27 protein-coding genes are annotated in these 26,494 nt (G+C 70.8%); 17 read left to right on the top strand and 10 right to left on the bottom strand.

Annotation, left to right across the window (positions count from 1 at the left end; genetic code table 11):
* Window positions 1-116: 116 nt before the first annotated feature.
* Entirely contained in the window at window positions 117-848 is a 732-nt protein-coding gene (locus tag QBL25_RS37870) for a FadR/GntR family transcriptional regulator (protein ID WP_409061479.1), read from the bottom strand.
* A 176-nt stretch (window positions 849-1,024) separates the two neighbouring features.
* On the opposite strand from QBL25_RS37870, the gene QBL25_RS37865 reads away from it, so the two are divergent.
* From QBL25_RS37865 to QBL25_RS37845, 5 genes are all read left to right on the top strand, one after another.
* On the top strand, window positions 1,025-2,620 hold the full coding sequence (locus tag QBL25_RS37865; protein WP_409061478.1) for an ABC transporter substrate-binding protein: 1,596 nt from the start codon (window positions 1,025-1,027) through the stop codon (window positions 2,618-2,620).
* Window positions 2,621-2,700: 80 nt separating this feature from the next.
* Window positions 2,701-3,651, top strand: a complete 951-nt coding sequence (locus tag QBL25_RS37860) for an ABC transporter permease (protein ID WP_409061477.1) — start codon at window positions 2,701-2,703, stop codon at window positions 3,649-3,651.
* Between the two features lies 1 nt (window position 3,652).
* Window positions 3,653-5,665: a dipeptide/oligopeptide/nickel ABC transporter permease/ATP-binding protein gene (locus QBL25_RS37855; protein WP_409061476.1), complete on the top strand. Its 2,013-nt coding sequence runs from the start codon at window positions 3,653-3,655 to the stop codon at window positions 5,663-5,665.
* Window positions 5,662-6,756, top strand: a complete 1,095-nt coding sequence (locus QBL25_RS37850; RefSeq protein ID WP_409061475.1) for an oligopeptide/dipeptide ABC transporter ATP-binding protein — start codon at window positions 5,662-5,664, stop codon at window positions 6,754-6,756. Before QBL25_RS37855 ends, QBL25_RS37850 begins: the two co-directional genes overlap by 4 nt.
* Complete coding sequence (locus QBL25_RS37845; protein ID WP_409061474.1) at window positions 6,753-7,688, top strand: dihydrodipicolinate synthase family protein; 936 nt, start codon at window positions 6,753-6,755, stop codon at window positions 7,686-7,688. Before QBL25_RS37850 ends, QBL25_RS37845 begins: the two co-directional genes overlap by 4 nt.
* Before the next feature lie 52 nt (window positions 7,689-7,740).
* Here the strand turns inward: QBL25_RS37845 and QBL25_RS37840 are convergent, their stop codons facing one another.
* Entirely contained in the window at window positions 7,741-8,133 is a 393-nt protein-coding gene (locus tag QBL25_RS37840; protein ID WP_409061473.1) for a hypothetical protein, read from the bottom strand.
* Between the two features lie 658 nt (window positions 8,134-8,791).
* Here QBL25_RS37840 and QBL25_RS37835 point away from each other — a divergent pair.
* Complete coding sequence (locus tag QBL25_RS37835; RefSeq protein ID WP_409061472.1) at window positions 8,792-9,283, top strand: MarR family winged helix-turn-helix transcriptional regulator; 492 nt, start codon at window positions 8,792-8,794, stop codon at window positions 9,281-9,283.
* A gap of 131 nt (window positions 9,284-9,414) precedes the next feature.
* Here the strand turns inward: QBL25_RS37835 and QBL25_RS37830 are convergent, their stop codons facing one another.
* Window positions 9,415-10,578, bottom strand: coding sequence for a PP2C family protein-serine/threonine phosphatase (locus QBL25_RS37830; RefSeq protein ID WP_409061471.1), 1,164 nt, complete (start codon window positions 10,576-10,578; stop codon window positions 9,415-9,417).
* Window positions 10,579-10,949: 371 nt separating this feature from the next.
* Between QBL25_RS37830 and QBL25_RS37825 the strand changes: the two genes are divergently transcribed.
* Together QBL25_RS37825 and QBL25_RS37820 are read left to right on the top strand one after the other, a co-directional pair.
* Window positions 10,950-11,792, top strand: a complete 843-nt coding sequence (locus QBL25_RS37825) for an RNA polymerase sigma factor SigF (protein ID WP_409062921.1) — start codon at window positions 10,950-10,952, stop codon at window positions 11,790-11,792.
* Between the two features lie 220 nt (window positions 11,793-12,012).
* Window positions 12,013-12,252 (top strand): DUF5133 domain-containing protein, encoded by a 240-nt coding sequence (locus tag QBL25_RS37820; RefSeq protein WP_409061470.1) that lies wholly within the window; start codon window positions 12,013-12,015, stop codon window positions 12,250-12,252.
* Between the two features lie 69 nt (window positions 12,253-12,321).
* Here QBL25_RS37820 and QBL25_RS37815 read toward each other — a convergent pair whose 3' ends face one another.
* The gene (locus tag QBL25_RS37815) at window positions 12,322-12,648 is read right to left on the bottom strand and encodes a plasmid stabilization protein (protein WP_409061469.1); all 327 of its coding nucleotides are present in this window, start codon (window positions 12,646-12,648) and stop codon (window positions 12,322-12,324) included.
* A 292-nt stretch (window positions 12,649-12,940) separates the two neighbouring features.
* Between QBL25_RS37815 and QBL25_RS37810 the strand changes: the two genes are divergently transcribed.
* Window positions 12,941-13,783: a SigB/SigF/SigG family RNA polymerase sigma factor gene (locus tag QBL25_RS37810; RefSeq protein WP_409061468.1), complete on the top strand. Its 843-nt coding sequence runs from the start codon at window positions 12,941-12,943 to the stop codon at window positions 13,781-13,783.
* Window positions 13,784-14,134: 351 nt separating this feature from the next.
* Window positions 14,135-14,599, top strand: coding sequence for a peroxiredoxin (locus QBL25_RS37805; protein ID WP_409061467.1), 465 nt, complete (start codon window positions 14,135-14,137; stop codon window positions 14,597-14,599).
* 28 nt (window positions 14,600-14,627) lie between these two features.
* Here QBL25_RS37805 and QBL25_RS37800 read toward each other — a convergent pair whose 3' ends face one another.
* Genes QBL25_RS37800 through QBL25_RS37790 form a run of 3 tightly spaced genes read right to left on the bottom strand, consistent with a single transcriptional unit; the run spans window position 14,628 to window position 17,109 of the window.
* Window positions 14,628-14,984: an STAS domain-containing protein gene (locus QBL25_RS37800; RefSeq protein WP_409061466.1), complete on the bottom strand. Its 357-nt coding sequence runs from the start codon at window positions 14,982-14,984 to the stop codon at window positions 14,628-14,630.
* Complete coding sequence (locus QBL25_RS37795) at window positions 14,981-16,300, bottom strand: SpoIIE family protein phosphatase (RefSeq protein ID WP_409061465.1); 1,320 nt, start codon at window positions 16,298-16,300, stop codon at window positions 14,981-14,983. The genes QBL25_RS37800 and QBL25_RS37795 overlap by 4 nt, the downstream gene beginning before the upstream one ends.
* A complete protein-coding gene (locus QBL25_RS37790; RefSeq protein ID WP_409061464.1) occupies window positions 16,300-17,109 on the bottom strand; it encodes an alpha/beta fold hydrolase in 810 nt (269 codons plus the stop codon). The genes QBL25_RS37795 and QBL25_RS37790 overlap by 1 nt, the downstream gene beginning before the upstream one ends.
* Before the next feature lie 331 nt (window positions 17,110-17,440).
* Here QBL25_RS37790 and QBL25_RS37785 point away from each other — a divergent pair, with 331 nt between their 5' ends.
* The 5 genes from QBL25_RS37785 (at window position 17,441) to QBL25_RS37765 (ending at window position 22,978) form a co-directional block, all read left to right on the top strand.
* Window positions 17,441-17,833 (top strand): ATP-binding protein, encoded by a 393-nt coding sequence (locus QBL25_RS37785; RefSeq protein ID WP_409061463.1) that lies wholly within the window; start codon window positions 17,441-17,443, stop codon window positions 17,831-17,833.
* A 204-nt stretch (window positions 17,834-18,037) separates the two neighbouring features.
* A complete protein-coding gene (locus tag QBL25_RS37780) occupies window positions 18,038-18,544 on the top strand; it encodes a hemerythrin domain-containing protein (RefSeq protein ID WP_409061462.1) in 507 nt (168 codons plus the stop codon).
* Between the two features lie 142 nt (window positions 18,545-18,686).
* The gene (gene uvrA / locus QBL25_RS37775) at window positions 18,687-21,194 is read left to right on the top strand and encodes an excinuclease ABC subunit UvrA (RefSeq protein WP_409061461.1); all 2,508 of its coding nucleotides are present in this window, start codon (window positions 18,687-18,689) and stop codon (window positions 21,192-21,194) included.
* Between the two features lie 64 nt (window positions 21,195-21,258).
* Window positions 21,259-21,768 carry an RICIN domain-containing protein gene (locus tag QBL25_RS37770; RefSeq protein ID WP_409061460.1) on the top strand — a complete coding sequence of 170 codons (510 nt, stop codon included), beginning with the start codon at window positions 21,259-21,261 and terminating at the stop codon, window positions 21,766-21,768.
* Between the two features lie 205 nt (window positions 21,769-21,973).
* The gene (locus QBL25_RS37765; protein WP_409061459.1) at window positions 21,974-22,978 is read left to right on the top strand and encodes a DMT family transporter; all 1,005 of its coding nucleotides are present in this window, start codon (window positions 21,974-21,976) and stop codon (window positions 22,976-22,978) included.
* A 38-nt stretch (window positions 22,979-23,016) separates the two neighbouring features.
* Here the strand turns inward: QBL25_RS37765 and QBL25_RS37760 are convergent, their stop codons facing one another.
* Complete coding sequence (locus QBL25_RS37760; RefSeq protein WP_409061458.1) at window positions 23,017-23,547, bottom strand: GNAT family N-acetyltransferase; 531 nt, start codon at window positions 23,545-23,547, stop codon at window positions 23,017-23,019.
* Between the two features lie 52 nt (window positions 23,548-23,599).
* The gene (locus QBL25_RS37755) at window positions 23,600-24,364 is read right to left on the bottom strand and encodes a class I SAM-dependent methyltransferase (RefSeq protein WP_409061457.1); all 765 of its coding nucleotides are present in this window, start codon (window positions 24,362-24,364) and stop codon (window positions 23,600-23,602) included.
* A 197-nt stretch (window positions 24,365-24,561) separates the two neighbouring features.
* On the opposite strand from QBL25_RS37755, the gene QBL25_RS37750 reads away from it, so the two are divergent.
* A complete protein-coding gene (locus tag QBL25_RS37750; protein WP_409061456.1) occupies window positions 24,562-25,083 on the top strand; it encodes a winged helix-turn-helix transcriptional regulator in 522 nt (173 codons plus the stop codon).
* Here QBL25_RS37750 and QBL25_RS37745 read toward each other — a convergent pair.
* Window positions 25,070-25,906, bottom strand: coding sequence for an endonuclease/exonuclease/phosphatase family protein (locus QBL25_RS37745; RefSeq protein WP_409061455.1), 837 nt, complete (start codon window positions 25,904-25,906; stop codon window positions 25,070-25,072). The two genes, QBL25_RS37750 and QBL25_RS37745, sit on opposite strands and share 14 nt — an antisense overlap.
* A gap of 354 nt (window positions 25,907-26,260) precedes the next feature.
* On the opposite strand from QBL25_RS37745, the gene QBL25_RS37740 reads away from it, so the two are divergent.
* Window positions 26,261-26,440 carry a hypothetical protein gene (locus tag QBL25_RS37740; protein WP_409061454.1) on the top strand — a complete coding sequence of 60 codons (180 nt, stop codon included), beginning with the start codon at window positions 26,261-26,263 and terminating at the stop codon, window positions 26,438-26,440.
* The last annotated feature ends 54 nt before the right edge of the window (window positions 26,441-26,494 follow it).

Here is a 26,494-nt window from a genome sequence, read left to right as displayed (position 1 = left end):
ACGTCTGATGTCTGGGCGGCAGACGGGACCCTAGGCAGCGCCGCCGAGGGGCGTCAAGGCCCCCGCCCCGCCGGGATCACGGCCCGGCAGGGCGTACGGGAGGGCTTGCGGCCAGGTCAGGCCCGCGCGGCGTCCCGGGCGCGGGCCTCGGAGATCCGGCGCCGCACCGGGGCGTAGTGCTCGCTGAGGGAGGCCATGAAGGCGGCGACGTCACCGGCTCGCGCGGCGTCCACGATGCTCTGGTGCGCGGCGATGGTCTCGTTCTCATCCGCGTGCGTGAAGCCGTCCAGGTGCGGGGCGACGATCGCGTACACGTCCCAGAAGGCCATCGAGAGCTGCTCGACCAGTTCGTTGCCGAGCGGCTCCACGAGCAGCGCGTGAAACGCCCGGTCCGCCTCCACGAAGCCGTGCCCCTCCCCCGCGCCCTGCTCGCGCATGGCGGCCACGAGGCGCTCCAGCGCGTCGAGTTGGCCGGAGCTGAGGCGGGTGACGATCCGGTCGGCCATCCCGCGCTCGACGAGTTCGCGTACGTCCACGAGGTCGGCCAGGACCTGGAAGTCGTCGCCGGGCGAGAGCAGACCGCGGAAGGTCAGGCTCTCCACCAGGGCCGACAGGCTCAGCCGGCCGACATAGGTGCCGTGGCCGTGGCGGACCTCGACGATGTCCAGGGCGTTCAGGATCTTGACGGCCTCGCGGACGCTGGAGCGGCTCGCGCCCAGCGCCTCGCACAGGGCGGGCTCGGTGGGCAGCGGGTCTCCGGGGCGCAGCCGCTCCTCCAGGATGTAGCGCTTGATGCCCTCGACGACTTCCTGGCGCAGCAGCTGCCGGCCGGGCTTCGCGCCGGACATGGGTGAACTCCCCACCTCTTGACCCCTCTCGATTGTCAAGCTACGTTCCCACGCTATCAAGGCATCAGACATCTGACGTCTTATGCCTGAGGTTTGCACGGTCCTCGCGATCCTGCGTTCCCCTCGGCTGCCCGCCCACCCCGTATTTCCCCTTTTTCGACGTCCCTGGAGGACCCGTGCCCGAGCTGAGACCCGCCGGTGTCGAGCGCCGCACCTTCCTGCGGTACACCACCGCCATCGGTACCGCGGCCGCCGTCACGGCGAGCCTCTCCGCCTGCGGCGGCCCGTCGTCGAACGCCGACGGCCCGACGGACGCGGGCGGCGGCAGCGGCGTGATCGAAGCCGGCCTCTCCTACCCGCTGTCCACCGGCTTCGACCCGATGATCACCTCGGGCGCCACGCCGTACGCCGCCAACATGCACATCTTCGAAGGCCTGGTGGACCTCGACCCGGTCACGCTCGTGGCCCGGCCCGCGCTCGCCACCGAGATGCCCAAGAAGATCAACGCGACCACCTACCGGGCCACACTCCGCGAGGGGGCGACCTTCCACGACGGTTCGCCGGTCACCGCCGAGGACGTGGTGTTCAGCTTCGAACGCATCCTGGACCCCGAGAACGCCTCCCTCATGGCTCAGTTCGTGCCCTTCGTCGACACGGTCGAGGCGGTGGACGCCCGCACGGTCGAGTTCAAGCTCAAGCACCCCTTCGCGCTCTTCCCCTCCCGTATCGCCGTGGCCCGGATCGTCCCGAAGAAGATCGTCGAACCGGACCCCAAGGCCTTCGACGCCAAGCCGGTCGGCTCGGGGCCCTACAAGTTCGTCGAGGCCGTACGCGAAGACAAGATCGTCTTTGAGGCGTACGACAAGTACAACGGCGCGCACCCCGCCAAGGCCAAGAAGATGATCTGGCGGCTCATGTCCGACCCCTCGGCACGGGTCAGCGCCATGGAGTCCGGCCGGATCCAGGCCATCGAGGACGTCCCCTACATCGACGTCAAGCGCCTGGCCGGCTCCGCGAAGTCCCGCTCCGTGCAGTCCTTCGGGCTGCTCTTCCTCATGTTCAACACCGCCGACGAGCGCTTCGCCGACAAGCGGGTGCGCCAGGCCCTGCACTACGCCCTGGACACCAAGAAGATCATCTCCACCGCGATGGTCGGCAACGCCGAACCGGCCACCGGCTACGTCCCGGCCACGCACCCCGACTACCACCGGGCCGCCACCGTCTACACCCACGACACGGCCAAGGCGAAGAAGCTGCTCGCCCAGGCGGGCGTCAAGGACCTCTCCTTCACCGTCCTGACCACCGACACCGGCTGGGTCAAGGACATCGCCCCGCTGCTCAAGGAGAGCTGGGAGGCGGCGGACGTCAAGGTCACCCTCAGCATCGCCCAGTCCCCCGCCCAGTACGCCAAGATCGACAAGGGGGACTTCGACGTCCTGGTCGCCCCCGGCGACCCGTCCGTCTTCGGCAACGACGCCGACCTGCTGCTGCGCTGGTTCTACTACGGCTTCTGGCCCGAGAAGCGCTACGGCTGGGGCAAGTCCGCCGCCTACAAGAAGGTCCGCCAGACCCTGGACCAGGCCGCCCGGGCCGCCGACGAGCAGCAGCGCGCCCAGTTGTGGGGCGAGGTCACCGACCTCGTGGCCGACGAGGCGGCGCTCTACCCGATCCTGCACCGCAAGCTGCCCACGGCCTGGACCGAGCAGGCCCTGCCCGGCTTCAAGCCGCTGCCCACCACCGGCCTCTCCTTCCTGGACGTCGGCCGCGCCTGACCGCCCCGCCCGTACTCCACGGGCCGGGGCCCCGCGCCAGGAGCCCCGGCCCGGTCCGCCCGACCGCAAGGAACCCGACGATGGTTGCTTTTCTCCGGCTCGCACTGCGCCGCGTCGCGATGATGCCGGTGATGATCCTCGGCATCGCGCTGCTGGTCTTCGTGGTGTTGCAGTTCTCGCCGGCCGACCCGGCCTTCAACGCGCTCGGGGAGAGCGCCAGCCCCGCGGCCCGCGCGGCCTTCGCCGAAGCCAACGGCCTCAACGACCCGCTGCCGGTGCGCTACTTCGACTTCCTGGGACAGCTGCTCCACTTCGACCTGGGGGTGACGGTCCCGCCCAGCCAGCCCGTCGCCGACCGGATCGGCGCCGCCTTCCCGCTCACCCTCCAGCTGACCTTCCTCGGCCTGCTCCTCGCGGTCGTCCTGGCCGTCGTCTTGGGCGTCCTGGGCGCCATGTACCGGGACCGCTGGCCCGACCAGCTGTTCCGGGTCTTCTCCATGGCCGGCGTCGCCGTCCCCTCCTTCTGGCTCGGGGTGCTGCTCATCCAGCAGTTCGCCCTGAACGTGCGGCTCTTCCCGACCGGCGGCTACACCAACCCCGCCGACTCCTTCGGCGGCTGGCTCACCACCATGGCCCTGCCCGCGTTCTCGCTCGCGGTGCCCGTCGCCGCCTCGCTGGCCCGCCTCGTACGGACCTCGATGGTCGCCGAACTCGACCGGGACTACGTGCGCACCGCCCGCGGCAACGGCCTGCCGGTGTCCCTCGTCATCCGCTCGGTGCTGCGCAACGCGCTCGTCACCCCGCTGACCGTGCTCGGCGTCAAGGTCGGCTACCTGCTCAGCGGGGCCGTCGTCATCGAAGCGATCTTCGACCTGCCCGGCATGGGCAAGCTCATCCTCGAAGGTGTCACCGGCGGCGACGTCGCCCTGGTCCAGGGCACCGTACTGACCATCGCCATCGCGTTCCTGGTGGTCAACGTCATCGTCGACCTGCTCTATCTGCTGGTCAATCCGCGCATCAGGACGGTGTGACATGTTCGCCACCGGCCATCTGGCCAAGAAGCTCTCCCGGCCGGGCATCGCCTTCCGCGCCCTGCCCCTCACCTCCCGCGTCGCCCTCGGCGTCCTGACCGCCGTGGTCCTCGCCGCCGTCTTCGCCCCACTGCTCACCCAGGACCCGCTGACCACCGGCACACCGGTCCAGCCTCCCGGCGGCGCCCACTGGTTCGGCACCGACCGGGCGGGCCGCGACGTCTTCGCCCGCGTCGTGCACGGCTCGCGCTACTCCCTGGTCATCGGGCTCGGCGCGACCGCGCTCGCCCTGGCCGTCGGCGCGCTGCTCGGCTCCCTCGCCGCCACCTCGCGCAAGCTCGGCGACGAGACCGTCATGCGCACCCTGGACGTCGTCATGTCCTTCCCGCCCATCGCGCTGGCCGCCGTGCTCGTCGCGGTCTTCGGCACCAGCGTCCCGGTCATCATCTTCACCGTCGCCTTCGTCTACACGCCCTCACTGGCCCGCGTCGTGCGCGCCAACGTGCTCTCCCAGTACGGCGAGGACTACGTGGCGGCGGAGAAGGTCATCGGCGCCCGCCGCGGCTACATCGTGCTCCGGCACGTCGCCGTCAACTGCATGGCCCCGGTCATGGTGTTCGCCACCGTCATGGTCGCCGAGGCGATCATCTTCGAGGCCAGCCTGTCCTTCATCGGCGCCGGCGTGCAGGACCCCGACCCCAGCTGGGGCAGCGTCCTGGCCTACGGCCGCCAGATCCTCCTCGCGGGCGGCTGGTGGGCCACGTTCTTCCCCGGCCTCGCCCTCCTGATCACCGTCCTCGCGCTCAACATCCTCTCCGAGGGGCTCACCGACGCCTCCGCCGCGCCGAAGCACGCCCGCGCCACGGCCGGCACCACCCCGGGCGACGCGCCCGAGGCCGTCGAGGCCGGCGCCCCCGGGGCCGCCTCTCCGGTAAGCGTCCCTCCGGCGACCGCTTCCCCCGTGGACATCGACGCCGCCCTGGCCAAGCTCGCCCAGCGCGTCCGCGCCACCGAGCCGGCCATCACGCCCGTACGCGCTGACGCCGCCGAACTCCTCGTCGTACGCGACCTGTCGATCCGCTTCCCCGACCGGTACGGACAGACCCCCGTCGTCGACGCGCTCACCTTCACCGTCCACGAGGGCGAGACCCTCGGCCTGGTCGGCGAGTCCGGCTGCGGCAAGTCCATCACCAGCCTCGCCGTCATGGGGCTGCTCGCCCGCAACGCCGAGGCAGGCGGCGAGATCCGCTACCGCGGCCGGGACCTCTTGACGCTCCCGGCCAAGGAGCGCCGGGCCCTGATGGGGCCGGAGATCGCGATGGTCTACCAGGACGCGCTCTCCTCCCTCAACCCCTCCGTCATCGTGGGCACCCAGCTGAGGCAACTGACCTCGCGCGGCGGCACCAAGACCCCCGCCGAGCTCCTCGACCTCGTCGGCCTCTCCCCCGAACGCACCCTGCGCAGCTACCCGCACGAGCTCTCCGGCGGCCAGCGCCAGCGCGTCCTCATCGCCATGGCCCTGTCCCGCGATCCCCGCCTGCTGATCGCCGACGAGCCGACCACCGCCCTCGACGTCACCGTCCAGGCCCAAGTGGTCGAGCTCCTGGTCCGGCTGCGCGAGGAACTGGGCTTCGCGATGGTCCTCGTCTCGCACGACCTGGCCCTCGTCGGGGATCTCGCACACCGCGTCGCCGTGATGTACGCGGGCCGCATCGCCGAGATCGGCGACACCCGTTCCGTGCTCACCGACCCCGCCCACCACTACAGCCGCGGCCTGCTCGGCTCGGTGGTCTCCCTGGAGGCCGGGGCCGAGCGGCTGCACCAGATCCGCGGCGTCGTGCCCGCGCCGGGGGGCTTCGGCGCCGGCTGCCGGTTCGCCTCACGCTGCGCGGCCGCCGACGACCTGTGCCGCAGCACCCCGCCCGCCCTCACCGTGCGCGGCGCCGCGCACGACCACGGCTTCGCCTGCCACCACCCGGCGAACGCCGCCCAGTTGGAAGGGAGCGCCCTGTGATCAGGCTCGACGGCGTCCACGTACGCCACAAGGCACGCAGCGGAGGCGTCTTCCGGCGCGACGCCGTCCACGCGCTCACCGACGCCACGCTGGAGATCGGCCGCGGCGAGATCGTCGGCCTGGTCGGCGAGTCGGGCTGCGGCAAATCCACCCTCGCCCGGGTCCTGACCGGACTCCAGAAACCCACCGAGGGCCAGGTCAGCTTCCACGGCCGCGATCTGTGGGAGATGTCGGCGGCCCAGCGCCGCGACGACTTCGGCTCGTCGGTCGGCGTCGTCTTCCAGGACCCGGCCACCGCGCTCAACCCGCGCCTCACCGTCCGGCGGATCCTGCGCGACCCCTTGGACGTGCACCGGCGCGGCACCCGACAGCAGCGCGAGGCCCGCGTCCGGGAACTCATCGACCTGGTCGGCCTGCCCGGACACACCCTGGCCGCCCTGCCCGGCCAGCTCTCCGGCGGCCAGCGCCAGCGCGTGGCCATCGCCCGCGCCCTGGCCCTCGAACCGGAGCTGATCGTCGCGGACGAGCCGACCTCCGCGCTGGACGTGTCCGTACGCGCCCAGGTCCTCAACCTCCTCGTCGACCTGCGTGAACGCCTGGGCCTCGCCATGGTGTTCATCTCCCACGACATCCAGACCGTGCGCTATCTCGCCGACCGCATCGCCGTCCTCTACCTCGGCCGCATCGTCGAGGAGGGCCGGGCGGCCGACGTGGCCGGCTCCCCCGCCCACCCGTACACCGAGGCGCTCCTGTCGGCGACCCCCAGCCTGCTGGAGGCGACCGAGCGCATCGTCCTGACCGGCCCGGTCCCCTCGGCCACCCACCCGCCGTCCGGCTGTCCGTTCCGCACCCGCTGCTGGAAGGCCGACGACGCCTGCGCCGCCCTCTTCCCCGCACCGGACACCGGCGCGGACGGACACCGCTGGCACTGCGTCCACCCCCAGACTCCCCGGCAGCCGCTCGCCCTCGACCCGGTTTCCCCTACCTCACCCGCGCCGTCCGAACGGCCCGCAGCATCCGCCTCGCCCGAACAGCCCGCATCGCCTGTGCCGCCCGTACCGCCCGTACCGTCCGCTAGGAGCACCGCATGACCTCCCGCACCCCCCGCTACCGCGGAGTGATCCCGCCCGTCGTCACCCCGCTCGACGCGGACGGCGAGATCGACCGGCCTTCCCTGGAGCGGGTCGTGGGCCACCTCATCGACGGCGGTGTCAGCGGCCTGTTCGCCCTCGGCAGCTCCGGCGAAACCGCCTATCTGACGCCCGGACAGCAGGACGAGGTCGTCAAGGTGATCACGGCAGTGGCCGCGGGACAGGTGCCCGTCCTGGCCGGAGCGATCGAGACCACCACCAACCGGGCCGTCGAACGGGCCCGCGCCGCGGCCGGCCTGGGCGCCGACGCGATCGTGGCCACCGCCCCCTTCTACACCCGCACCCACGCCACGGAGATCGACCGCCACTTCCGGGACCTCGCCGCCGCCGTCGACCTGCCGCTCCTGGCGTACGACGTGCCGGTCTGCGTGCACAGCAAACTGGACCCGGAGCTGCTGCTGCCGCTCGCCGCGGACGGTGTGCTGGCCGGGGTGAAGGACTCGAGCGGCGACGACGGCTCGTTTCGCCGACTGGTCCTGGCAGCCCGGGAGTTGTCCGACTTCTCCGTGCTCACCGGCCACGAGCTGGTGGTGGACGCGATGATGCTGTCCGGCGCCGACGGTTCGGTCCCCGGCCTGGCCAACGTCGACCCGCACGGTTACGTGCGCCTGCACGAGGCCGCGGTCCGCGGCGACTGGGCCGCCGCCAAGGCCGAGCAGGACCGCCTGGCCGGACTCTTCGACATCGTCCGGGCCGCCGACCCCGGCACGGCGTCGGCGACGGCCGCGGGCCTCGGCGCGTTCAAGACCGCCCTGATGCTGCGCGGCATCATCACCACGCGGGTGATGAGCCCGCCGATGCGCTCCCTTGACGACACGGAGACGGCGACGATCGCCGACTGCCTGCGCCGGGCGGGGCTTTCCCTGGCGTAGGGAAGAAGAGGGGCCTTCCCTGGCGTGGATACCTGGGTCCGGGCGGCGGCGCTCAGGGTGCCCGCGCCGCTCCGCCGCCCGGATCGGACGGGAACAGCCTGGCCAGCGGGCGGACGAGGCGGCGCGCCGCACACCAGGCGATCAGGAGGGAGAGGAAGAGCAGCGCGACGTCCGCCGCCACATGGACGAGGCCGCCGAGCTCGGCCCGGCCGATCAGCACCGAGCCGGCCGAGCTGACGAACCAGCCCACCACCGTCACCACGGACGCCGCGACGGCGACCGGCACACCACCGAGTCCCAGCGCGCGGGCGTCCGCGTCGGAGTCGAAGCTGTCGGCCTCGGCGCCGCCGAGTGCGACAAGCAGCCAGAACCCCAGGACCACGGGGAGAGCGGCACTGAACAGGATGGCCGGAAACCCGGCCACCGCCCGCAGGAATTCCCCCATCGCTCCGCCCCCTCGGCACTCGCGTCCGCAGCTCGGCTCGGATCCCGGTGCCGCAAGCACGCTTCCGCGCTGCGGCACCGGGACCGCGCCCCCCGTTCCTGCCACGAGCATCCTGGCCCGGCGGACGGCCCGGGCGCATTGCCGCATCCCGGCAGTCTTGCCGCGTCCTTGATGCCGGAACGGCCGAGGCGGAGGGCGAAGGTCGCGGCGCGGCAGGGAAGTTGCGCCGGAGGACCAGCGTGAGGCGGCGACAGGCCCCGCGCACGAGGGGGCGAGAGGGGCCAGGGGGGCGAGAGAGCTTTCTTGACAACTTTCTTGCCACTTGGTCCGCGCCGTCGTCGCGGTCCGGCGCCTCCCGGGACTCCCGTACGGATGTGAAGGGGCCGTGCCCGAGTCGCGGATACCACGCGCACACCCCCCCTCGCCAGCAGAGCCCGGGGTGGTTTCCACTATGATTCGTCGCACAACCACCCGCGACGAGATGCGAACCGGTGCCGCGTGCTCGACCGGCGACAGCGCCGCACCGTGCCCCACCACCATGTGAGAGACAAGCTCCGCGATCCGCGTGTCCTTGTAGGCCTTTCCGGTTCCGGGGTATGGACCGTGCCCCGGTGGCAAGATGTACAAGTGAGACAACGCCGATCGGAGTGTCATCGACATGGTTCTGAGTCCCGAACCCGATCACGGCTCCGGGGATGCGGCTCTCGCGGGTTCAGAGTTCATCGAACTGCTCGAGGTCATGTGGGAACAAGGCCGTGAGGCCGTTCCGACCGGGCCCGTGTCGCCGTCCCAGCTGCGCGTGCTGTACGCCCTGGACCGCGAAGAAGGCATCAATCTGCGGATGCTGGCCGAGGCCCTCGGCTCGGCTCCGCCCTCGGTGAGCCGTCTGTGCGACCGGCTCCAGGCCACCGGGTTCATCGAGCGCACGCCGAGCCCGGTCAGCCGCAGGGAGCTGGAGCTGCGGCTGACCAGCCACGGCCGGGCCTACCTCGCCGACCTGCGCAAGCGCCGCGAGAGCATCCTGATGGCCACCATCGACGCCATGCCCGCCAAGACGCGCCGCGCCCTGCTCGAAGGACTGCGGGGCTTTCGTGACGTGGCCACCGCGCAGGAGGACGACGGAGCCAGAACCTGGCGCTCGGTCGGTTAGACCGGACCGAGCGGGCCCGTGAGCACCAGGCCCGGCCCGTCGTCACTTCCCTGCTCACGTCACATGCGGTCCGGCGTCCGAAACGTACGGGTCAGTGTCCGGCACGTACGGATCAGCGCCGAGACGTACGGCTAGCGGCCGAACCAGTCGAGGCAGACCACCAGAGCGTCGTCGTCCAGCGGCAGCGACCCGCGGTACTCGCCGAGATCCCGCAGCACCGCCTGCGGCACCTGCGCCGCCGGCAGCATGCGGTGCGCGGACAAGGACCGCGCCAGCGCCCGCTCCCCGTACCGCTCCCCCGCCTTCGACACGCTCTCGTAGACGCCGTCGCTGCTCACCAGGATCCGGTCGCCCGGCTCCAGGCGCAGGCGCTCCACCACGTAGGCCGTCTCCTCGAACATGCCCAGCGGGAGCTGCGCGTCGAATTCGACGGGCTCGACCGCTCGCCCCCGGAACCTCCACATGCGGGGCGATCCGGCGTCGACGACCTCCACCTCGCCGGTTTCGAGGTCGAAGCGCAGCAGCAGGACGGCTGCGTGCAGCTCGCCGCGGTACTGCGCGTACACCGCCTGGTCGGCGAGGCTGGCCTGGCCGGGCAGGTCGAGGCCGGCCCGGCGGGCGTTGCGCAGCGCGTTCACCACGAGGTTGGTGAGGAGCGCCGCCTCCATCCCCTGGCCCATTCCGTTGGTGACGGTGAGCGTGAGGTGGCGCGAGGAGACCGACCAGTCGAAGTTGTCGCCGAAGATCGCGTACGCGGGCTCCAGGTGGGCGCCCAGCTGGAACTCCGGACGCGTCACCGAGCGGCCGGGCAGCAGCTGCCACTGCATCTCGGCGGCGAGCGTGAGCCGGGAGGCGCGGCGCGCGAGCAGGTACAGATCGGTGTCACGCTCGGCGACCAGGACCTCGTGGCCGAGGGCCTCACAGATGCGCTGCATCTCCGACAGGTGGGTCTTGTCGTGGCGTGCCTCGGGCAGGGTGACGGTGAGGACGCCCATGCGGTCGCCCCGGACGGTCATGGGCAGGTGGACGGTCATCATGCCGTCCACGACCTTTGACTCGACGTGCGGTTCCTGCGCGCCGAAGGCTCGGCCCTGGGGACTGCCCTCGATGGGTACCGCCTCGGTGACGAGCGGCACCTCCTCGACCATCTGGAGGGTGGTCAAGCCGTAGTCGGCGAGCCGCAGCTCCACCCTCTCGACCCCGTACTGCTCCCGCAACGCCCCCGTCACGACATCGAGCAGTGCATCGGGCGCCGCGTTGCGCAGCTCCCGCTCGACGGCAGCGATTCTGTCCACGTGATCCTGCTTCTCGTTTAGCCACGCCGAATTGACCCGGCCGACAGCGTCCTCCGTCCGTCGGCCTTCGGCGTCGGGGGACTTGCACTCCAGTCCAACACGGCGCGCCCGAGGAGTCACTCCGGTGGCTGGGGCTGTCAGGTTTGGGCGATGCCTGACCGAGGCCGGGCAACATCCCACATCGTACGATGCACGGAGACAACTATTTCCCCACAGCAAGAAAATTTGGGTCAACGCACATGCCTCGCATGACTCGGGGCAGGGGCGATACGAAGAAGCTTCGTAGACCAGGGGAGGTAGAGACGATGTCACTGATCTCTGAGCAGGCAGGTATGACCGTGGAAAAGAACGAGACGGTGGCCCCGGGCCAGATGTCGGCATCGAGTGAGGCGTCCGCCGTCGAGGGTGCGCTGCCGTGGATAGAAGACACGGACAAGGTCGCCCCGAAGGACGCACGCGAGCTGTCGAAGATTTTCTTCGACCGGCTGCAGACCTTGGAAGAGGGCACGCACGAGTACCAGTACGCACGCAACACCCTTATCGAGATGAACCTGACGCTGGTGCACTTCGCCGCCCGCCGCTTCCGCAACCGCGGCAACGGCGACATGGAAGAGATCATCCAGGTCGGCACCATCGGCCTCATCAAGGCGATCGACCGGTTCGACCTGAGCCGCGAGGTCGAGTTCGCCACTTTTGCCGTGCCCTACATCCTCGGCGAGATCAAGCGGTTCTTCCGCGACACCACCTGGGCGGTGCACGTGCCGCGCCGCCTCCAGGAGCTGCGTGTGGAGCTCGCCAAGGCCAAGGAGGAGCTCTCCGCCCATATCGACCATGACCCGACCGTGAAGGAACTTGCCGAATACCTGTCCATCACCGAGGACGAGGTCATCGAAGGCCTCGTCGCCTCGAACGGCTACACCGCCGGCTCCCTGGAGTCCCCCACCGACGGCGGTGAGAGCGCGGCCACGCCGACGCGCACCCTGGCCGACGTGATGGGTGGACCGGACCCGGCGATGGAAGCGGTGGAGAATCTCCACACCCTGGCACCGCTCCTCGAAGCACTCGACGACCGGGAGCGCCGCATCATCGAACTGCGCTTCGGCCAGGAGATGACGCAGTCGCAGATCGGCAACGAGCTCGGCGTCTCCCAGATGCACGTCTCCCGCCTCCTCTCCGGCACCCTCAACAAGCTCCGCAGGGGCATGCTCGCCTGACGGCAGCGCCATGTGGCGCCCCCGGCGGACGCGTCCGCCGGGGGCGTCGTCTTTCGGAGGCGCCGCCTTCCGGAGGCGCCGTTTTCCGGTCGGCGGCCACGGGTCTGGGCCGGGTTCCACCGGGCGTGATCCTCACCTCACGTCCCGTCAGATTGATCTGTTCCGCCATGGGCACACGGGCGGAGCGCTGATCACACCGCACCCCGAGAAGAGGACGCTCATGCTGCTGGCCCACCCCGTGGTCCTGGAAGACCTGGTGGAACGCTACAAGGCCCTTGCCGTGCTGCGGGCCGACCAGGGAAGCCCCGAGAGCCGGCAGGAGTACGCCGACGTCGCCTACGGCCTGTGCGTCGCCACCGGCACCAGCGACATCGACGCCGCCCTCGTGGCCGCGTTCCACCATCTGCCCGGCGCCCGGCCCACCGACGACTCCGTGCTCTCGGAGGAGGCCCTTCTCTAGCGCGTCCCCCCGGTCGGCCGCGCGCTCGACGCGGCCGACCGATCCACCGACTGACAGGCGTTCGGCGACTCAGCGGCCGAGCGCCTGCTTGAGTTCCTGCTTGTTCATGGACGAACGGCCCTCGACGTTCTTCTTCCTGGCCTCCGCGTACAACTGATCCTTCGTCGGGCCCTGCGCGCCGCTGTGCGACCGCTCCCCGCCCCGCTGATACGCCGACTTCCTGTCCTGCACGGACGTCTTGCCGGCCGTCTTCGACTCCCCCGAACGCGCCCGCTCCTTGTTGACGGTCCGGGAGGCGATCTCCTTGGCGCGCTTCGTCGACGCCCCGCGCTCCTCGGCGCTCTCCTTGATGTGTTCGTACTGGCGTTCACGCTTCTTGCTCGATCCAGCAGGCATGCCATGCACCTTTCTGTGGGCGTTTGGTCCCCATGTTTCTAGGAGGCCGCGCGGTGCGTATGTCGACGGAACGGGCTGGAGGGACGGTCCTCGTGGGGCCGCTCACCGGAAGATCTGCATCCGGAGCGATGTCGTTTGTTTTCTCTCCGAGTCCGGGGGCAGGCGAAGTTCGTGCTTCGGACCGGAGGCGCATTCGCGGGGAGCGGTATGCCCCTCCCGTCGGATGCCCGGCTCCGGGTCCACCCGTTCCTCCGCGGTCATTGAACGCCCACCGCCTGAGGAGCGACTCCTGATGCTTACCGATCTCACCGCGACCTCCGCACGCCGTCGAACCGGTACGCGGCACATCCACCACGACGCTCCCGACACCGAGTCGGCATTCGCGCACCTGGCCACGCTTGAGGGCGGACCGGAGTTCGACCTGCTCTGCGAGGAGATCGTGACCGCCTGGCTGCCCATGGCACACCGGCTGGCGAGCCGCTTTCGCAACAAGGGTGAAAACCTGGAGGACTTGCGGCAGGTCGCCGCGATGGGCTTGATCAAGGCGGTCAAGCGGTTCGACCCCGAACGGGGCGCTTTCGAGAGTTACGCGGTGCCGACCATCACCGGCGAACTGCGCCGGCATTTCCGCGACCGCATGTGGGACGTACGCGTGCCCCGTCGCGTCCAGGATCTGCGCAACAAGGTGCGGGTCGCGCGCCGCGATCTCCTGGACCAGCCCGGCAGCGCCGCCGAGCCCAGCACGACGGCCATCGCCGAACAGGCGGAACTGACCGTGGACGAGGTCCGCGAGGGGATGGAGGCCATGACCAGCTACAGCGCCCTGTCGCTGGACGCGGAGGTCTCCGCCGACCCCGACGGCTTCAGCCTCGCGGACACGCTCGGGGAGTCCGACCCCGCCTACGACTGCATCACCGACCGGGAGGCCGCCAAGACCGGGCTGCGCCGGCTGCCGGAGCGCGAACGCACCATCCTGTACCTGCGTTTCTTCGAGGACATGACGCAGAGCAGGATCGCCGAGGAGCTGGGCATCTCCCAGATGCACGTCTCCCGGCTGATCACCACCAGCTGCGCCCGTGTGCGCGCCGAGGCCGTCCGCGGAGAGGACGGCGCCGGGCACGCGCAGGCGGCCTGACCGCGGGCCGCGCACGGACCGTGCGCGGCCCGCACCGAGTCCCTGGGGCGCCAGGGCCGCCCCAGGGACTCAGACCACACCGGCCGACGAGCCGTGCAGGGCCTTCGCCGAGCGTGCCGAGCACCGAGCGCCGTGCCAGGCACCGTGCCCAGCGCAAGGAATCGCCCACGGCGGCCCACTGCTCGCCACGTCCACCGAACGGGTCCGAGCCCCACTCTCCTTACCGCCGAGTAGTATCGCGGCCACGCCGCCTTGCGAGGCCAAGCCGTCAGGAGATCTCGTGCACTCGCCCGCCCCACGCCCACCGGCTCCCCTCCGCTCCCACCCCCGCCTCGGCCGAGGAGTCCAGCGATGACCCGCGTACAAGTCGGCTCCCTCGTCGACGACTTCACCCTGCCCGACGAGACGGGTACGCCCACCAGCCTCACGTCCCTCCTGTCCGAGGGCCCGGCGGTGATCTTCTTCTACCCGGCGGCGATGACCCCCGGCTGCACCGCCCAGGCATGCCACTTCCGGGATCTGGCGGCCGAGTTCGCCGCGGTGGGCGCCAAACCGGTGGGCATCAGCTCGGACGCCGTCGAGCGCCAGCGCGAGTTCGCGGGCCTGCACACGTTCGGGTTCCCCCTGCTGTCGGACCCACAGGGCGTGGTCCGCGGCCAGTTCGGCGTGGCCCGCGGCTTCGGTCCCCTCCCGACCAAGCGAACGACTTTCGTCATCGGACGCGACCGCCGCGTACTGGAGGTCGTCCGCAGCGAATTCCGCATGAACACCCACGCGGACCGAGCCCTGGAAACACTGCGGAAAGCGGCCGGCTGAAGCACCGGGCGGGGCGATGCCCCGCCCGTCAGACGGATGAAGCCGTCCAGGCCGCCTCCGCCGCCTGGGGTGTGGGGTAAGTGGGGAAGATCTGGGACAGGCCCACCAAGCTGAGCGTGCGGGTGAGGGCGGCGGGGACCGCCGTCAGGGCGATGGTCGCGTCGGCGGCGCGGGTGTGGTTGCGGGCGGCGATCAGGGCCGAGATGCCGCTCGAATCGCAGAGGGCGATGCCGCCCAGATCGACGACCAACTGCTGGCCCGGCTCCAGGGAGAGGGCCGGCAGGGCCCCGCGGAACCGGGCGCAGGTGACGTAGTCGAGTTCTCCGACCAGTTCGACGACGGGTCCGGCGACCGTGGTGCGGGTGCGGATGGCGAGCTGGGTCACTGGTGCCCTTCACTGGGCTGTCGGGGCACGCCGATGGCCAGGACGGCCGTGTCGTCCTCGACCCCGGTGCCGAAGGAGTCGAGCAGATCGCGGATCGCCGCGACGGCGCCCGGGGCGGTCGTCGGTGCCAGCGCCCGGGCGAAGCCGAGGAGGGCTTCGTCCCCGTACCGGTCGTCCTCGTCGTTCGACGGCGTGTGGGCCTCGGTGAGTCCGTCGGTGTACAGGAGCAGGGTGTCTCCTGCCGCGAGGCAGATGGTCGTGGTGGCGATGTGCGCGTCGGGCAGGACCCCGACGAGCTGTCCGCCGGGGGTGGGCAGGTGGTCGGCGCTTCCGTCCGCGCGCAGGAGCAGGGCCGGGGGGTGGCCGCCGCTGGCCAGGGTGATGCGGAAACCGTCCCCGCCCGGGTCGGGCGTGAGCAGCCCGAACACGACCGTGCAGAAGCGGGGGTCGTCGCCCTGGTACTCGTGGTTGAGGACCGTGTTGAGGTTGCCGAGGACGGCGACCGGGTCGGGATCGTAGACGGCGGCTGCGCGCAGCGTGTAGCGGGCCAGCGACGTGATGGCCGCGGCCGCGGCGCCCTTGCCGCACACGTCCCCCAGGAACAGCCCCCACGTCCCCGCGGCGAGCGGGAAGAGGTCGTAGAAGTCGCCGCCGACCATGTCGGCGGAGGCGATGTGGTAGTGCGCGGCCACGTCCAGGCCGGGCACGCTGACCAGCGCCGGGGGCAGCAGCGTCTGCTGGAGCACGGCGTTGACCCGCTTGAGTTCCTCGCGTTCGCGTTCCGCCTCCTGCCGGGCGCGCAGCAGCTCCGTCTCGTACGCGCGGCGGTCGCTCGCGTCGAAGATCGTGGTGCGGATCAGCAGTGGCTGTCCGTCGCCGCCGTTCTTGACCGTGGAGGTCACCAGGACGGGCAGGCGGCTGCCGTCGGCCGCCTTCAGTTCCAGGGCGACCCCGCTCACCTCGCCCTGCATGCGCAGCAGGGGGGCGTAGTGCGTCTCGTGGTAGATCCGGCCGCCGACGGTCAGCAGATCGGCGAACGTCGTGTGGCCCACCAGGTCGCTGCGGGCGTATCCGAGCCAGCCGAGCAGCGTCGCGTTCACCTTGGCGATGGTGCCGTCGAGGAGCGTGGAGAGGTAGCCGCACGGCGCGTGCTCGTACAGGTCCTCGACACTGTCCTCGAGCAGCGCGGAGAAAGCCGGGGTGTTCGACGGATTCGACGGATTCGAGGGATTCGACGGATACGAAGGAGTCGAAGGGTCTGCGGGGTCCCGGGGGTCCGAGGGGCCGCCGCTTCCGCCGTCACCGGACCGGCTCATCACCGCGTGGACCCGGCGAAGTCGGCGATCGCGGCGGCCGTCTCCTCCGGCGCGGCGAGCTGGGGGCAGTGCCCCGTCGCGTCCAGGGTGACGAGCCGGCTTCCGGAGATCTGGTCCCGTACGAAGGCTCCGACCTCCGGAGGCGCGATCGCGTCACGGGAGGACTGCGCCACCAGGGTGGGCACGCCGACCTGGGCGAGGTCTTCGCGGTTGTCGGAGAGGAAGGTGACGCGGGCGAAGACGCGGGCGATGTCCGGATCGGTGCGGCAGAAGCTGTTGGTCAGCTCCTCACCGAGCTCGGGCCGCTCGGGATTGCCCATGATCACCGGAGCCATGGCGCCCGACCAGCCCAGATAGTTCGCGTCCAGGGAGCCCAGGAGCTCGTCGATGTCCTCGGCGCTGAATCCGCCGCGATAACCGTCGGCCGGATCGTCGATGAAACACGGCGAGGGGGCGAGCAGCACCAGGCCGGCGAATGCCTCCGGCTCCCGCACGGCGGCCAGGACGCCCATCATCGCGCTCACCGAGTGCCCCACGAAGGTCACCGGGCCGAGCGCAAGATCACGGCAGATCTCCAGGACGTCCTCGACATAGCCGTCGAGGGAGGAATAGCGCTCCTCGCTCCATGCCGACAGATCGGAGCGCCCGGCCCCGACGTGGTCGAACAGCACCACGGTGAAGTCGCGCTCCAGCAGCGGCACCACCAGCCGCCACATGTTCTGATCACACCCGAACCCGTGCGCCAGCATCACCACCGGGCCGCCGGCACGGCCGGTCACCGTCACGTGGTTCCTGCTCAGTGCGGTCATTGGCTCATGGTCCCAGAATCCCCGCCGCCCGCCGCGTCGAGGCCCCCGGCACCATCCGGGACACGGCCCAGGACACGATCAGGACACGGCCGCGGCCATCAAGTGCTGGGTGCCGTTGCCGTGCGTCTGTCACCATGTTCTCGACTGCACTCACCGCTGCGGCGCGGGCCAGGGCATGCGCACACGCGAACGGACCATCGATCCGGGCCGGAGCAGAATGCGCCGCGTTCGTCCGGGTAGGGGAGCAGGAAACTGGGGACGCGGGACCGAAGGTGGAGAGGAAATGGAGTCAGCCGGTAGTGGCGGCGAGGGATCGTTGGCAGCTCATCCCATGGCTTTCGCCGTCCCCCTGGACGAGGGAGACTCCTCCATCTCCGAAGCACGTCACCTCGCCCTGGACTTCCTCGGCCGCGCCCAGAAGGAGCAGGGCCTCGAAGTCTCCGCGCGGGCGATGGACCTGACGCAGCTGGTGGTCAGCGAGCTGGTCACCAACGCCCGCAAGTACGCGCCCGGGCCCATGCTGATGGAGCTGCGCATCGTGGACTCCGCGGTGGCGGTGACCGTCCACGACAGCGTGCGCGCCCGTCCCGTGGCCCGCTCCGAGGACCCGCACAGAATCGGCGGGCACGGCCTGGAGATCGTCAAGGCCGTCGCCCGGGAGTTCCGTGTCGACCTCGAACCGGCGGGCAAGCGCGTCACCGCCCACATCGCCCTGGCCGACTAGCGCCCGGCGTCGGTACCGCGGAACCGCGTCGCCGTAGAACCGTAGGACCCCTCCCGGCCCCTCTCCGACCTTTCGGTGGGCCGCAGGAGTGACACACGCGACGGCCGGGTACACGAGGCACCTCGTGGACCGGTGAGCGCGTTACGTATGTGAGCGCGCCGCATAGGTGTACGCCCCCCTCCCCTGCCGAGAAGGAGCCCTGACATGCCGGACAAGGCCAAGGACAAAGCCACGGACGTCGTGGAGCTGATCCTCGACGATCACCGCCGGATGGAAGAGCTGTTCCGCGACATGCGCAGCGTGGAGGCCGAGCGGGCCGACGCCCTCAAGAAGTTCGCCGCCCTGCTCATCGCGCACGCCCTCGCGGAGGAGGCCGAGGTCTACCCCGCCCTCAGGCGCTACCGGGACATCGACAACGAAGAGGTCGAACACGGGGTCGAGGAACACGAGGAGGGCAACGAGGCGCTCCTCGCGCTCCTGGAGGTGAAGGACGTCGGCTCCGACGACTGGGACGAGAAGCTGGAGAAGCTCGTCGAGGCCGTGACCCACCACACCGACGAGGAGGAGCGCACGATCCTCAACGGCGCACGCGAGAACGTGGCCATGGAACGCCGGGAGGAACTGGGCGCCGCTTTCACCAAGGAGCGCGACAAGCAGCTGGACGCGGACTGCGGAAGCATCGACAACATCCGCCGCATCGTGAAGAGCTGACCGCCGGACGGGCAGACCGACCGCCGGACGAGCGAGCCGGCGGCCGGACGAGCGAGCCATCGGCCGGGCCCGCATCTGAGCGGGCCCGTTTGCCACGCGTGGCGGCCGACCGCCACGGCTCGGAACGGCTAAAGACATCCCCATGGAAGAAAATGCGGCCGCCCCCTGCGTACGTGTCCGAGGCGCCAGCGAGCACAACCTGAAGAACGTGGACGTCGACATTCCACGGGACGCCATGGTCGCCTTCACCGGCGTGTCCGGCTCGGGCAAGTCCTCGCTCGCCTTCGGCACCCTCTACGCCGAGGCCCAGCGCCGGTACTTCGAGTCCGTGGCGCCCTACGCCCGTCGCCTCCTCCAGCAGGTGGGGGCGCCGCACGTACAGGAGATCACCGGGCTGCCGCCCGCGGTGGCCCTGCAGCAGCGCCGCGGGGCGCCCAGTTCGCGGTCCACCGTGGGCACGCTCACCACGCTGTCCAACCTGCTGCGCATCCTCTACTCGCGTGCCGGGACCTACCCGCGGGGCGCCGAGCGGCTCGAAGCCGAGGCCTTCTCGCCCAACACCTCCGCCGGAGCCTGCCCCGAGTGCCACGGCCTGGGCGTCGTGCACGACGTGACCGAGCAGCTGCTGGTCCCCGACCCCTCGCTGAGCATCCGGGACGGCGCGATCGCGGCCTGGCCGGGCGCCTGGCAGGGCGCCAACCTGCGCAGCGTCGTCAACGCTCTGGGCATCGACATCGACCGGCCCTGGCGCAGGCTCAAGAAGAAGGACAGGGAGTGGCTGCTCTACACCGACGAGCAGCCTTCCGTCCTCATCGAGCCCGAGCCCGGACGTATCGACTACGGCTACCACGGGAAATTCTGGAGCGCCCGCAAACACGTCATGCACGTGCTCGCCGACTCCAAGAGCCAGCGGATGCGCGACCGCGCGATGCGGTTCGTCCAAGGTGTGCCCTGCCCCGCGTGCGGGGGCAGCGGCTTGCGGCCCGAAGCCCTCGCGGTCACCTTCGCCGGCCACTCCGTCGCCGAGGTCAACGCGATGCCCCTGACCGAGGTCGCGAGCCTGCTGCGGCCCGTCGCACAGCTGCGGGAAGCCTCCGCCACCACCTCCACCGCCCGCTCCGGGGAGACCACCGAGGTCGCGGTGCGGATCTGTGCCGACGTGGTCGCACGCGTCGAGGTGCTGCTCGGCCTCGGGCTCGGCTACCTCAGCCTCGGCCGCCGCTCCACGACCCTCTCGCCCGGCGAGGCGCAGCGCCTGCGGATCGCCACCCAGCTGCGCTCCGGACTGTTCGGCGTCGTCTACGTCCTCGACGAGCCGTCCGCGGGACTGCACCCCGCCGACGCCGAGCCCCTGCTCGACGTCCTGGACCGGCTCAAGGCCTCGGGCAACTCACTGTTCGTCGTGGAGCACGACATGGACGTCGTACGGCGGGCGGACTGGGTCGTCGACATCGGACCCGGCGCCGGCGAGGGCGGCGGGCAAGTGCTCTACAGCGGTCCGGTCGCCGGCCTCGAAAAGGTCGCGGAGTCGGCCACCGGCGACTACCTCTTCGGCCGCGTCCGGCCGCCCGTGCGTCGCCCGCGGACACCGCAGGGCTGGCTGCACCTGCGCGGTGTCTCCCGCCACAACCTGCGGAACGTGTCGGTCGACGTACCGCTGGGCGTCCTGACGGCGGTGACCGGCGTATCGGGATCCGGGAAGTCCACCCTGGTCACCCAGGTGCTCGCCGAGGTCGTACGCGAGCATCTGGGGCTCGCGCCCGAAGAGCCGGGAGACCCGGACGGGCAAGGCGAGCACGACGAGGCGGCGCTCGAAGTCGACGTACAGGACACCGAGGGCCTGGAAGCGTTCGACCGGCTCGTGCGGGTGGACCAGCGGCCCATCGGCCGCACACCCCGCTCGAACCTGGCCACGTACACGGGCATGTTCGACGCGGTACGCAAGCTGTACGCGGGGACGGACGAGGCGAGGGCGCGCGGCTACTCCCCCGGGCGGTTCTCCTTCAACGTGCCCGAGGGACGCTGCGAGACGTGCCAGGGCGAGGGATTCGTCTCGGTCGAGCTGCTGTTCCTGCCGGGGACCTACGCCCCGTGCCCGACCTGCCACGGCGCGCGGTACAACGCAGAGACGCTCGAAGTGACCTACCGGGACCGGCACATCGCGGAGGTCCTGGCGATGTCCGTCGACGAGGCCGCCCAGTTCCTCACCGATGTGCCGGCCGCCTCCCGGAGCCTGGAGACGCTCCGCGAGGTCGGCCTGGGGTATCTGCGGCTCGGCCAGCCCGCGACGGAGCTCAGCGGCGGGGAGGCCCAGCGCATCAAGCTCGCCACCGAACTCCAGCGGGCCCGCCGCGGCCATGCGCTCTACCTGCTCGACGAGCCGACCGCGGGTCTGCACCCCGCGGACATCGCCCTGCTGCTGCGCCAGCTGCACCGGCTCGTCGACGCCGACAACACGGTCGTCCTGGTCGAGCACGACCTCGACACGATCGCCACCGCCGACTGGGTCATCGACCTCGGTCCGGGCGGCGGCGACGCGGGCGGCCGGGTGGTGGCGACCGGCACCCCCGCGAAGCTCGCCACGTCACGCCGCAGCGCCACGGCCCCCTACCTCGCGACCCGGCTGACACGCTTGGACCAGCACGGGTAGCCCGAAGCGGTGACGGACGGGCGTGCGGGGCACGGGCGCCGCCGCTGCGCGCAAGAACTTGTACGTGCCCACAGCCAAGATCACCTTCATTCTGGCGGCAGCCGTGCTGCTGTCCTCCGCCTCTACGGCGCCCGTCCCCGCCGCGTCCGCTTCCTCGGCCTCACCCTCGGCGGCGGCCTCGGCCGTCCCGCTGGTGCAGATCTCGGACGTCCGGGACGGCGGGTGTCTCACCGTCATGAGCGGCGACGACCGCGACCGCCTGCCGGTCGCGATCGACGACTGCACCCCGGACATGCCCGACGACAAGTGGAGGAGGCCGAACACGAAGGTCACCACCTACCGCAGCAAGTTCAACGACGCCTGCCTCACGGCGAGAGGCCACTACGTCGAGCCCGCCACGGCGCCCTGCAACGGGAGCACGGCGCAGAAGTGGATCAGAAGACCCGCGCCGGGCGGAGTCCGCCTGGAGAGTTTCCGCCATCGCGGCGGGTGCATCGGCAGGATCTCCGGCGGCCAGGGAGTCGACGGAGACGTCAACCTCGTCCCCTGCGCCGGGGCCTCGGTCTGGCGTTGAGGGGGCCGAGTCATGGCCTCTCCGGCAGCCGCCGCACTCCCCCCGCACCGTCTCGTCATCCGGCCCTCCCTGTCCGACGGCGGACTGATCGGTTAGAAAGGAGTGATCGGCCAGAACCCAAAAGGAGCGGGCCCGGCCGCCGACCGCAAGGCGCCTTCGGACCACGCCCGCCCGCCACCGCCCCCACCCAGAGGTTGTCCCGCACATGCCCGCCGCCGCAGCTCCCTGGCTGCTTCTCGCCGTCTTCTCCGGCACCCTGATATCCCTGCAAGCACGTATCACCGGTGAGCTCGCCGCCGGGCTCGGTGGCGACGGGTTCGCCGCCGCGGTGATCTCGTTCGGTTCGGGGTTCGTGGCGCTGAGCCTCGGGCTTCTCGTGCTGCGCGGGCCTCGCCGCGGGGTCGGCCGGGTGCTCGCGGACGTGCGCGGCGGGTCGCTCAAGTGGTGGCAGGTGCTCGGCGGCTTCGGGGGTGCCGCCTTCCTGCTCGCGCAGGGGCTGACCGTCGGAGCTCTCGGGGTCGCCCTGTTCACCGTGGCGATCGTCGCGGGTCAGGTCAGCGGGGGCCTGCTCTTCGACCGGATGGGGCTCGGTCCTGCCGGACCGCAGCGGCCCACGCGGCGCAGGGTCGTCGGCGCGGTGCTCGTCCTGGCGGCCGTGGGCCTGTCGATGGCGGACAAACTGGGCGGCGGCTTCCCGTACGTGATGCTGGTGCTGCCGCTGGTGGCGGGCGTCTGCGTGAGCTGGCAGCAGGCGGTCAACGGGCATGTGAAGAACGCCGCGGGGTCCGCGTACGCGGGAACGTTCTTCAACTTCGTCGCCGGTACGGGCGCGTTGACCGTGATCTTCCTGGTGCACGCCGTGGCCGCCGGGATCCCCTCCCGCCTGCCGACCGAGCCGTACGTCTACCTCGGCGGCCTGGTCGGCATCTCCTTCATCACCATCGCGGTCGCCACGGTCCAGAAGCTCGGCGTGCTGCTGCTCGGCCTGTGCACGATCACCGGCCAGCTGGTCGGCTCGCTCGCCCTCGACCTCCTGGTGCCGCACGGCGACACGCAGGTCACCACGGCCACCGTGGCGGGCGTCGTGCTCGCCCTGGCGGCGGTCGCCCTCGCGGCGCTCACGGGCCCGCGGACGGGCCGAGTGGTGGCTTCGAACACCACGGCGCGTACGGAGACCGGGGAACGGGTCGACGGCCCAAGCGGGCCATGACCGCCACGGCGTGACCGCCACCCGCTGAACCCCCGGCCTCACGGAGCCGTGAGCGCCCAGCGCTCGTGATCGCGCCACGCGCCGTTGATGTACTGGAAGGCCGGGGAGAAGCCCTCGCGCCGGAACCCGACCCGCTCGATCAGCTTCAGCGAGGCACGGTTTCCCGGCTGGATGTTGGCTTCCAGCCGGTGCAGGCCCAGCTCGCCGAAGGCGAAGCGCACCACGAGCCCGAGCCCCTCGGTCATGTACCCCTGCCCGGTCGTGGACGCGTACGCGGTGTAGCCGAGCACCCCGCTCTGCAGCGTCCCGCGGACGATGTTGTTGATGTTGACGCCGCCCACGATCTGCCCGGTGCTCGCGAGACAGATCACCAGACCCTCACGCGTGGGCTGTTCCAGCAGATCCAGCGAACCGTCGAACGCCTCCCGCGTGTTCTCCCGCGCCCCGAGCCAGCGGGCGAGCATCTCCGCGCTCTCCTCCCGCAGAGCGTGCACCTCCGCGAAGTCCGCGCGGTCGAGTCTCCGGATGGCCACTCGCGGCCCCTGTGCCACATGACTGCCGTCGATCATCGGCGCATCGTACGCAGTGACCCCGGCTCCGGGACCGGGCCGGGGGGCTCACCTATCCCTGGCGTACCGCGTGTCCGAGGTACGTCACCAGTGGCTTCGTGCTCGCGGGTTCGAGCACCATGTCGACCAGCTTCGGCAGCTGTTCGTCGGTCAGCGTGCCGCGCCTGCGTCCGCGTGTCGCCGACACCAGACTCCGTACGTTGCGCGGCTTGAACCCGATGACGCCCTTCGCCGAGAACCCTGCCCGGTCGAAGGCTTCGGCGAGCTCTTCGGGGCGGCGCAGGCGGTGCGCGGCGTAGCGGCCGGGCGGCATGATCCGGGTGCCCGGGAAGGCCTGGAAGGCGCCGAGGTAGATGAGGCGGGACACGGGGGTGCGGTTCACCGTGTCGTAGACGAAGGCGCCGCCGGGGCGCAGCACGCGCGCCGCCTCCGCGAGGACCGCGTCCGGCTTCTCGGTGATCTCCAGCGTGTCGGCGCAGTACACGAGGTCGAACGAGCTGTCCGGCAGGTCGAGTTCTGTCGCGGGTGCCGTCCGGTAGGTGACGCCCAGGCCGCCGTCCGCGTCCGAGGCGAGAGCCGTGGCGGCGGCGGAGGGATCGGTGGCGACGACCTCGAACCCGAGCTCGGCGAGGCCGCGGGCCAGGACTCCGCGCCCGCTGCCCACGACCAGCACCCGGCTGCCGTGGGTCGCGAGCCCCAGCTCACCGAGGACGCGCCGCAGGTAGTCCATGCGTACGGACTGGAAGGTCAGGGCCCGGATGTGGCGTCCGTCGACGGCCGAGGCCGAGTCGAGTGCGATGAGCGGGGCGGCGGTCATGGCAGGCTCCCTCGACGATCAACGTCTGGTTCTCCATCGGTCCCGGACCCCGGATCCGGATGCCGGCTCCGGATACGAGTCGGGATGCCGACTCCGGATTTCAGGTTTCGGATTGCAGGCTTCGGATTACAGGTTCCTTCAAGAAACCTAGCATCCATAAGTTCCCTCGGGGAACTCATGGCCTTTACGGTGGAGGGGTGACCCGCACCCCTCTCTCCGACGTCGCATGCTCGATCGCCCGCGCGACCGACCTGTTCGGTGACGCCTGGACGGCCCTGATCATGCGTGACGTCCTGATCGGCATCCGCCGCTTCGACGAGCTGGCCGAGGACCTCGGCCTGTCCCGCAAGGTCCTCGCCGCGCGGCTGGCCCGCCTCGTCGAGGAGGGCGTGCTCACACGCGAGCGGTACCAGGCAAGCCCGCCCCGCGAGGAGTACGTCGCCACCGAGAAGGGCCGGGAGCTCTACCCCGTCCTCCTGGCGCTGATGACCTGGGGCGACAAGTGGTACGCGGGCCCCGAGGGACCGCCGACGAGGATCCGCCACGACGCCTGCGGACACGTCACCACCCCGGTCGTCGCCTGCGACGCCTGCCGGGAGCCGCTCACGGTCACCGACACGACCCAGCTGCCGGGTCCCGGCGGACGGGTGGCGGCGGGCACCCGGCTGCTGGGCCCGCTGATCGCCGCCCGCGAGGAGAGCGACGCTAGAACGGCTTGAGGTCGGCTTCCACCAGGGAGTGGTCCGAGTACTCACTGGGGTGCACGCGGTGCGCGAGCGGCTCGATGCCGCGCAGGAAGACGTAGTCGAACTTGCTCAGCCAGTCGGTGGTCGGCTCACACGCGCCGACAGGGGTGGGGCGGCACCGCGGGTCGGTGTCCGTGGCCAGGTCCCACATCGGGGCGAGTTCCGGGGCCTCCGGTACGGCGTTGAAGTCGCCGATGACGATCGCGCGGTCGTGCCGGGCGACGGCCGCGGCGAGCACCTTGGTCTGGCCCGCCCGGAAGGTCTCTTGCTGCCGTTGGGCGAGATGGGTGTTGAAGACCCGCACGGACCGGCCGCCCACGGTGGTGGTGACGGCCATGTAGCCGCGGTCCTCGGATCCGCCGTCGGGGTACTCGACGTTCACCCGGTCCGTCATCGGTGCCGCGGAGAGGATCGCCTGACCGAAGCCGCCGGGGCTCCACGGCGCTCCCCCGCAGCGCCCCCAACTGGTCAGGACCGAGCCGTATTCGACGTGGTAGACCAGCCCGTGCAGATACTCCAGGTAGTCCCGGATCCGCGCGACGTCACCGACACACGCCTCCTGCATGCCGATGACCTGAGGCGCGTACGAGGCGATCTGTGCGGCCCGGTCGACGTCGCTCTCCTCGCAGGGGTTGCAGATGTTCCAGGTCATGACGCGGTTCGGCACGACGGCCTTGACCGGCTCGACGGGCGGCCTCGCGAAGAGGGCACTGCCCGGTGCGCTGGGGCCGATGAGCACCAGACAGGCCAGGGTCATCGCACCCGCGAGCAACCGCGTGCTCCTTCCGAGCACCATCGCCTCCTCAGTGTGGACGCACAGGGCATCTGACGTCTCCACACACGAGGTTATGGGACGCGCCGCCGCCGGCCACACGCGCACCCGCCCCTACAGGGGCCCCATGGCCCAAACCGAACACCATCGGATGCGCCCCGCACCACCACGACGCTCCCGATCCACCCGACAGCAATGTTTCGCCTTCAACATGCTGCCGATCCGGCACTTGGTGAGCTTCACTGTTCTTGCCGCCTGTCGTGCACAGCGGTACAGAGAGTGAGGCAGCGTCCGGCGCACACCCTTGCGACCGTTCGCAACTCACTCCGCGATCTGGGGACTTGACCAGGTGAGAGGCCTAGCGACGGGTGCACAGCCATGGCAGACGCGTACTTCACGACGGAGCAGTGCCCCAGCTGCGGCCGCCACACGGACGGCCTCTCCGAGCGCTTCACCTGCACCGTCTGCGACACGATCTGGACCTCAGGGATCTCGGAATCAATCGTCACCCTGGGCCCACCGGACACAAAAGTCCTCAGCCACCCCAAACGAACCTGAGACCGGGCCGCCCACGAAGTGGACCTACCTCCCTTCGCGGGCGGCCCGACACGA

It is taken from the genome of Streptomyces sp. SYP-A7185, from assembly GCF_046103685.1.
Classification (GTDB): Bacteria; Actinomycetota; Actinomycetes; order Streptomycetales; family Streptomycetaceae; genus Streptomyces.
This window is presented reverse-complemented; position numbering and strand designations above follow the sequence as displayed.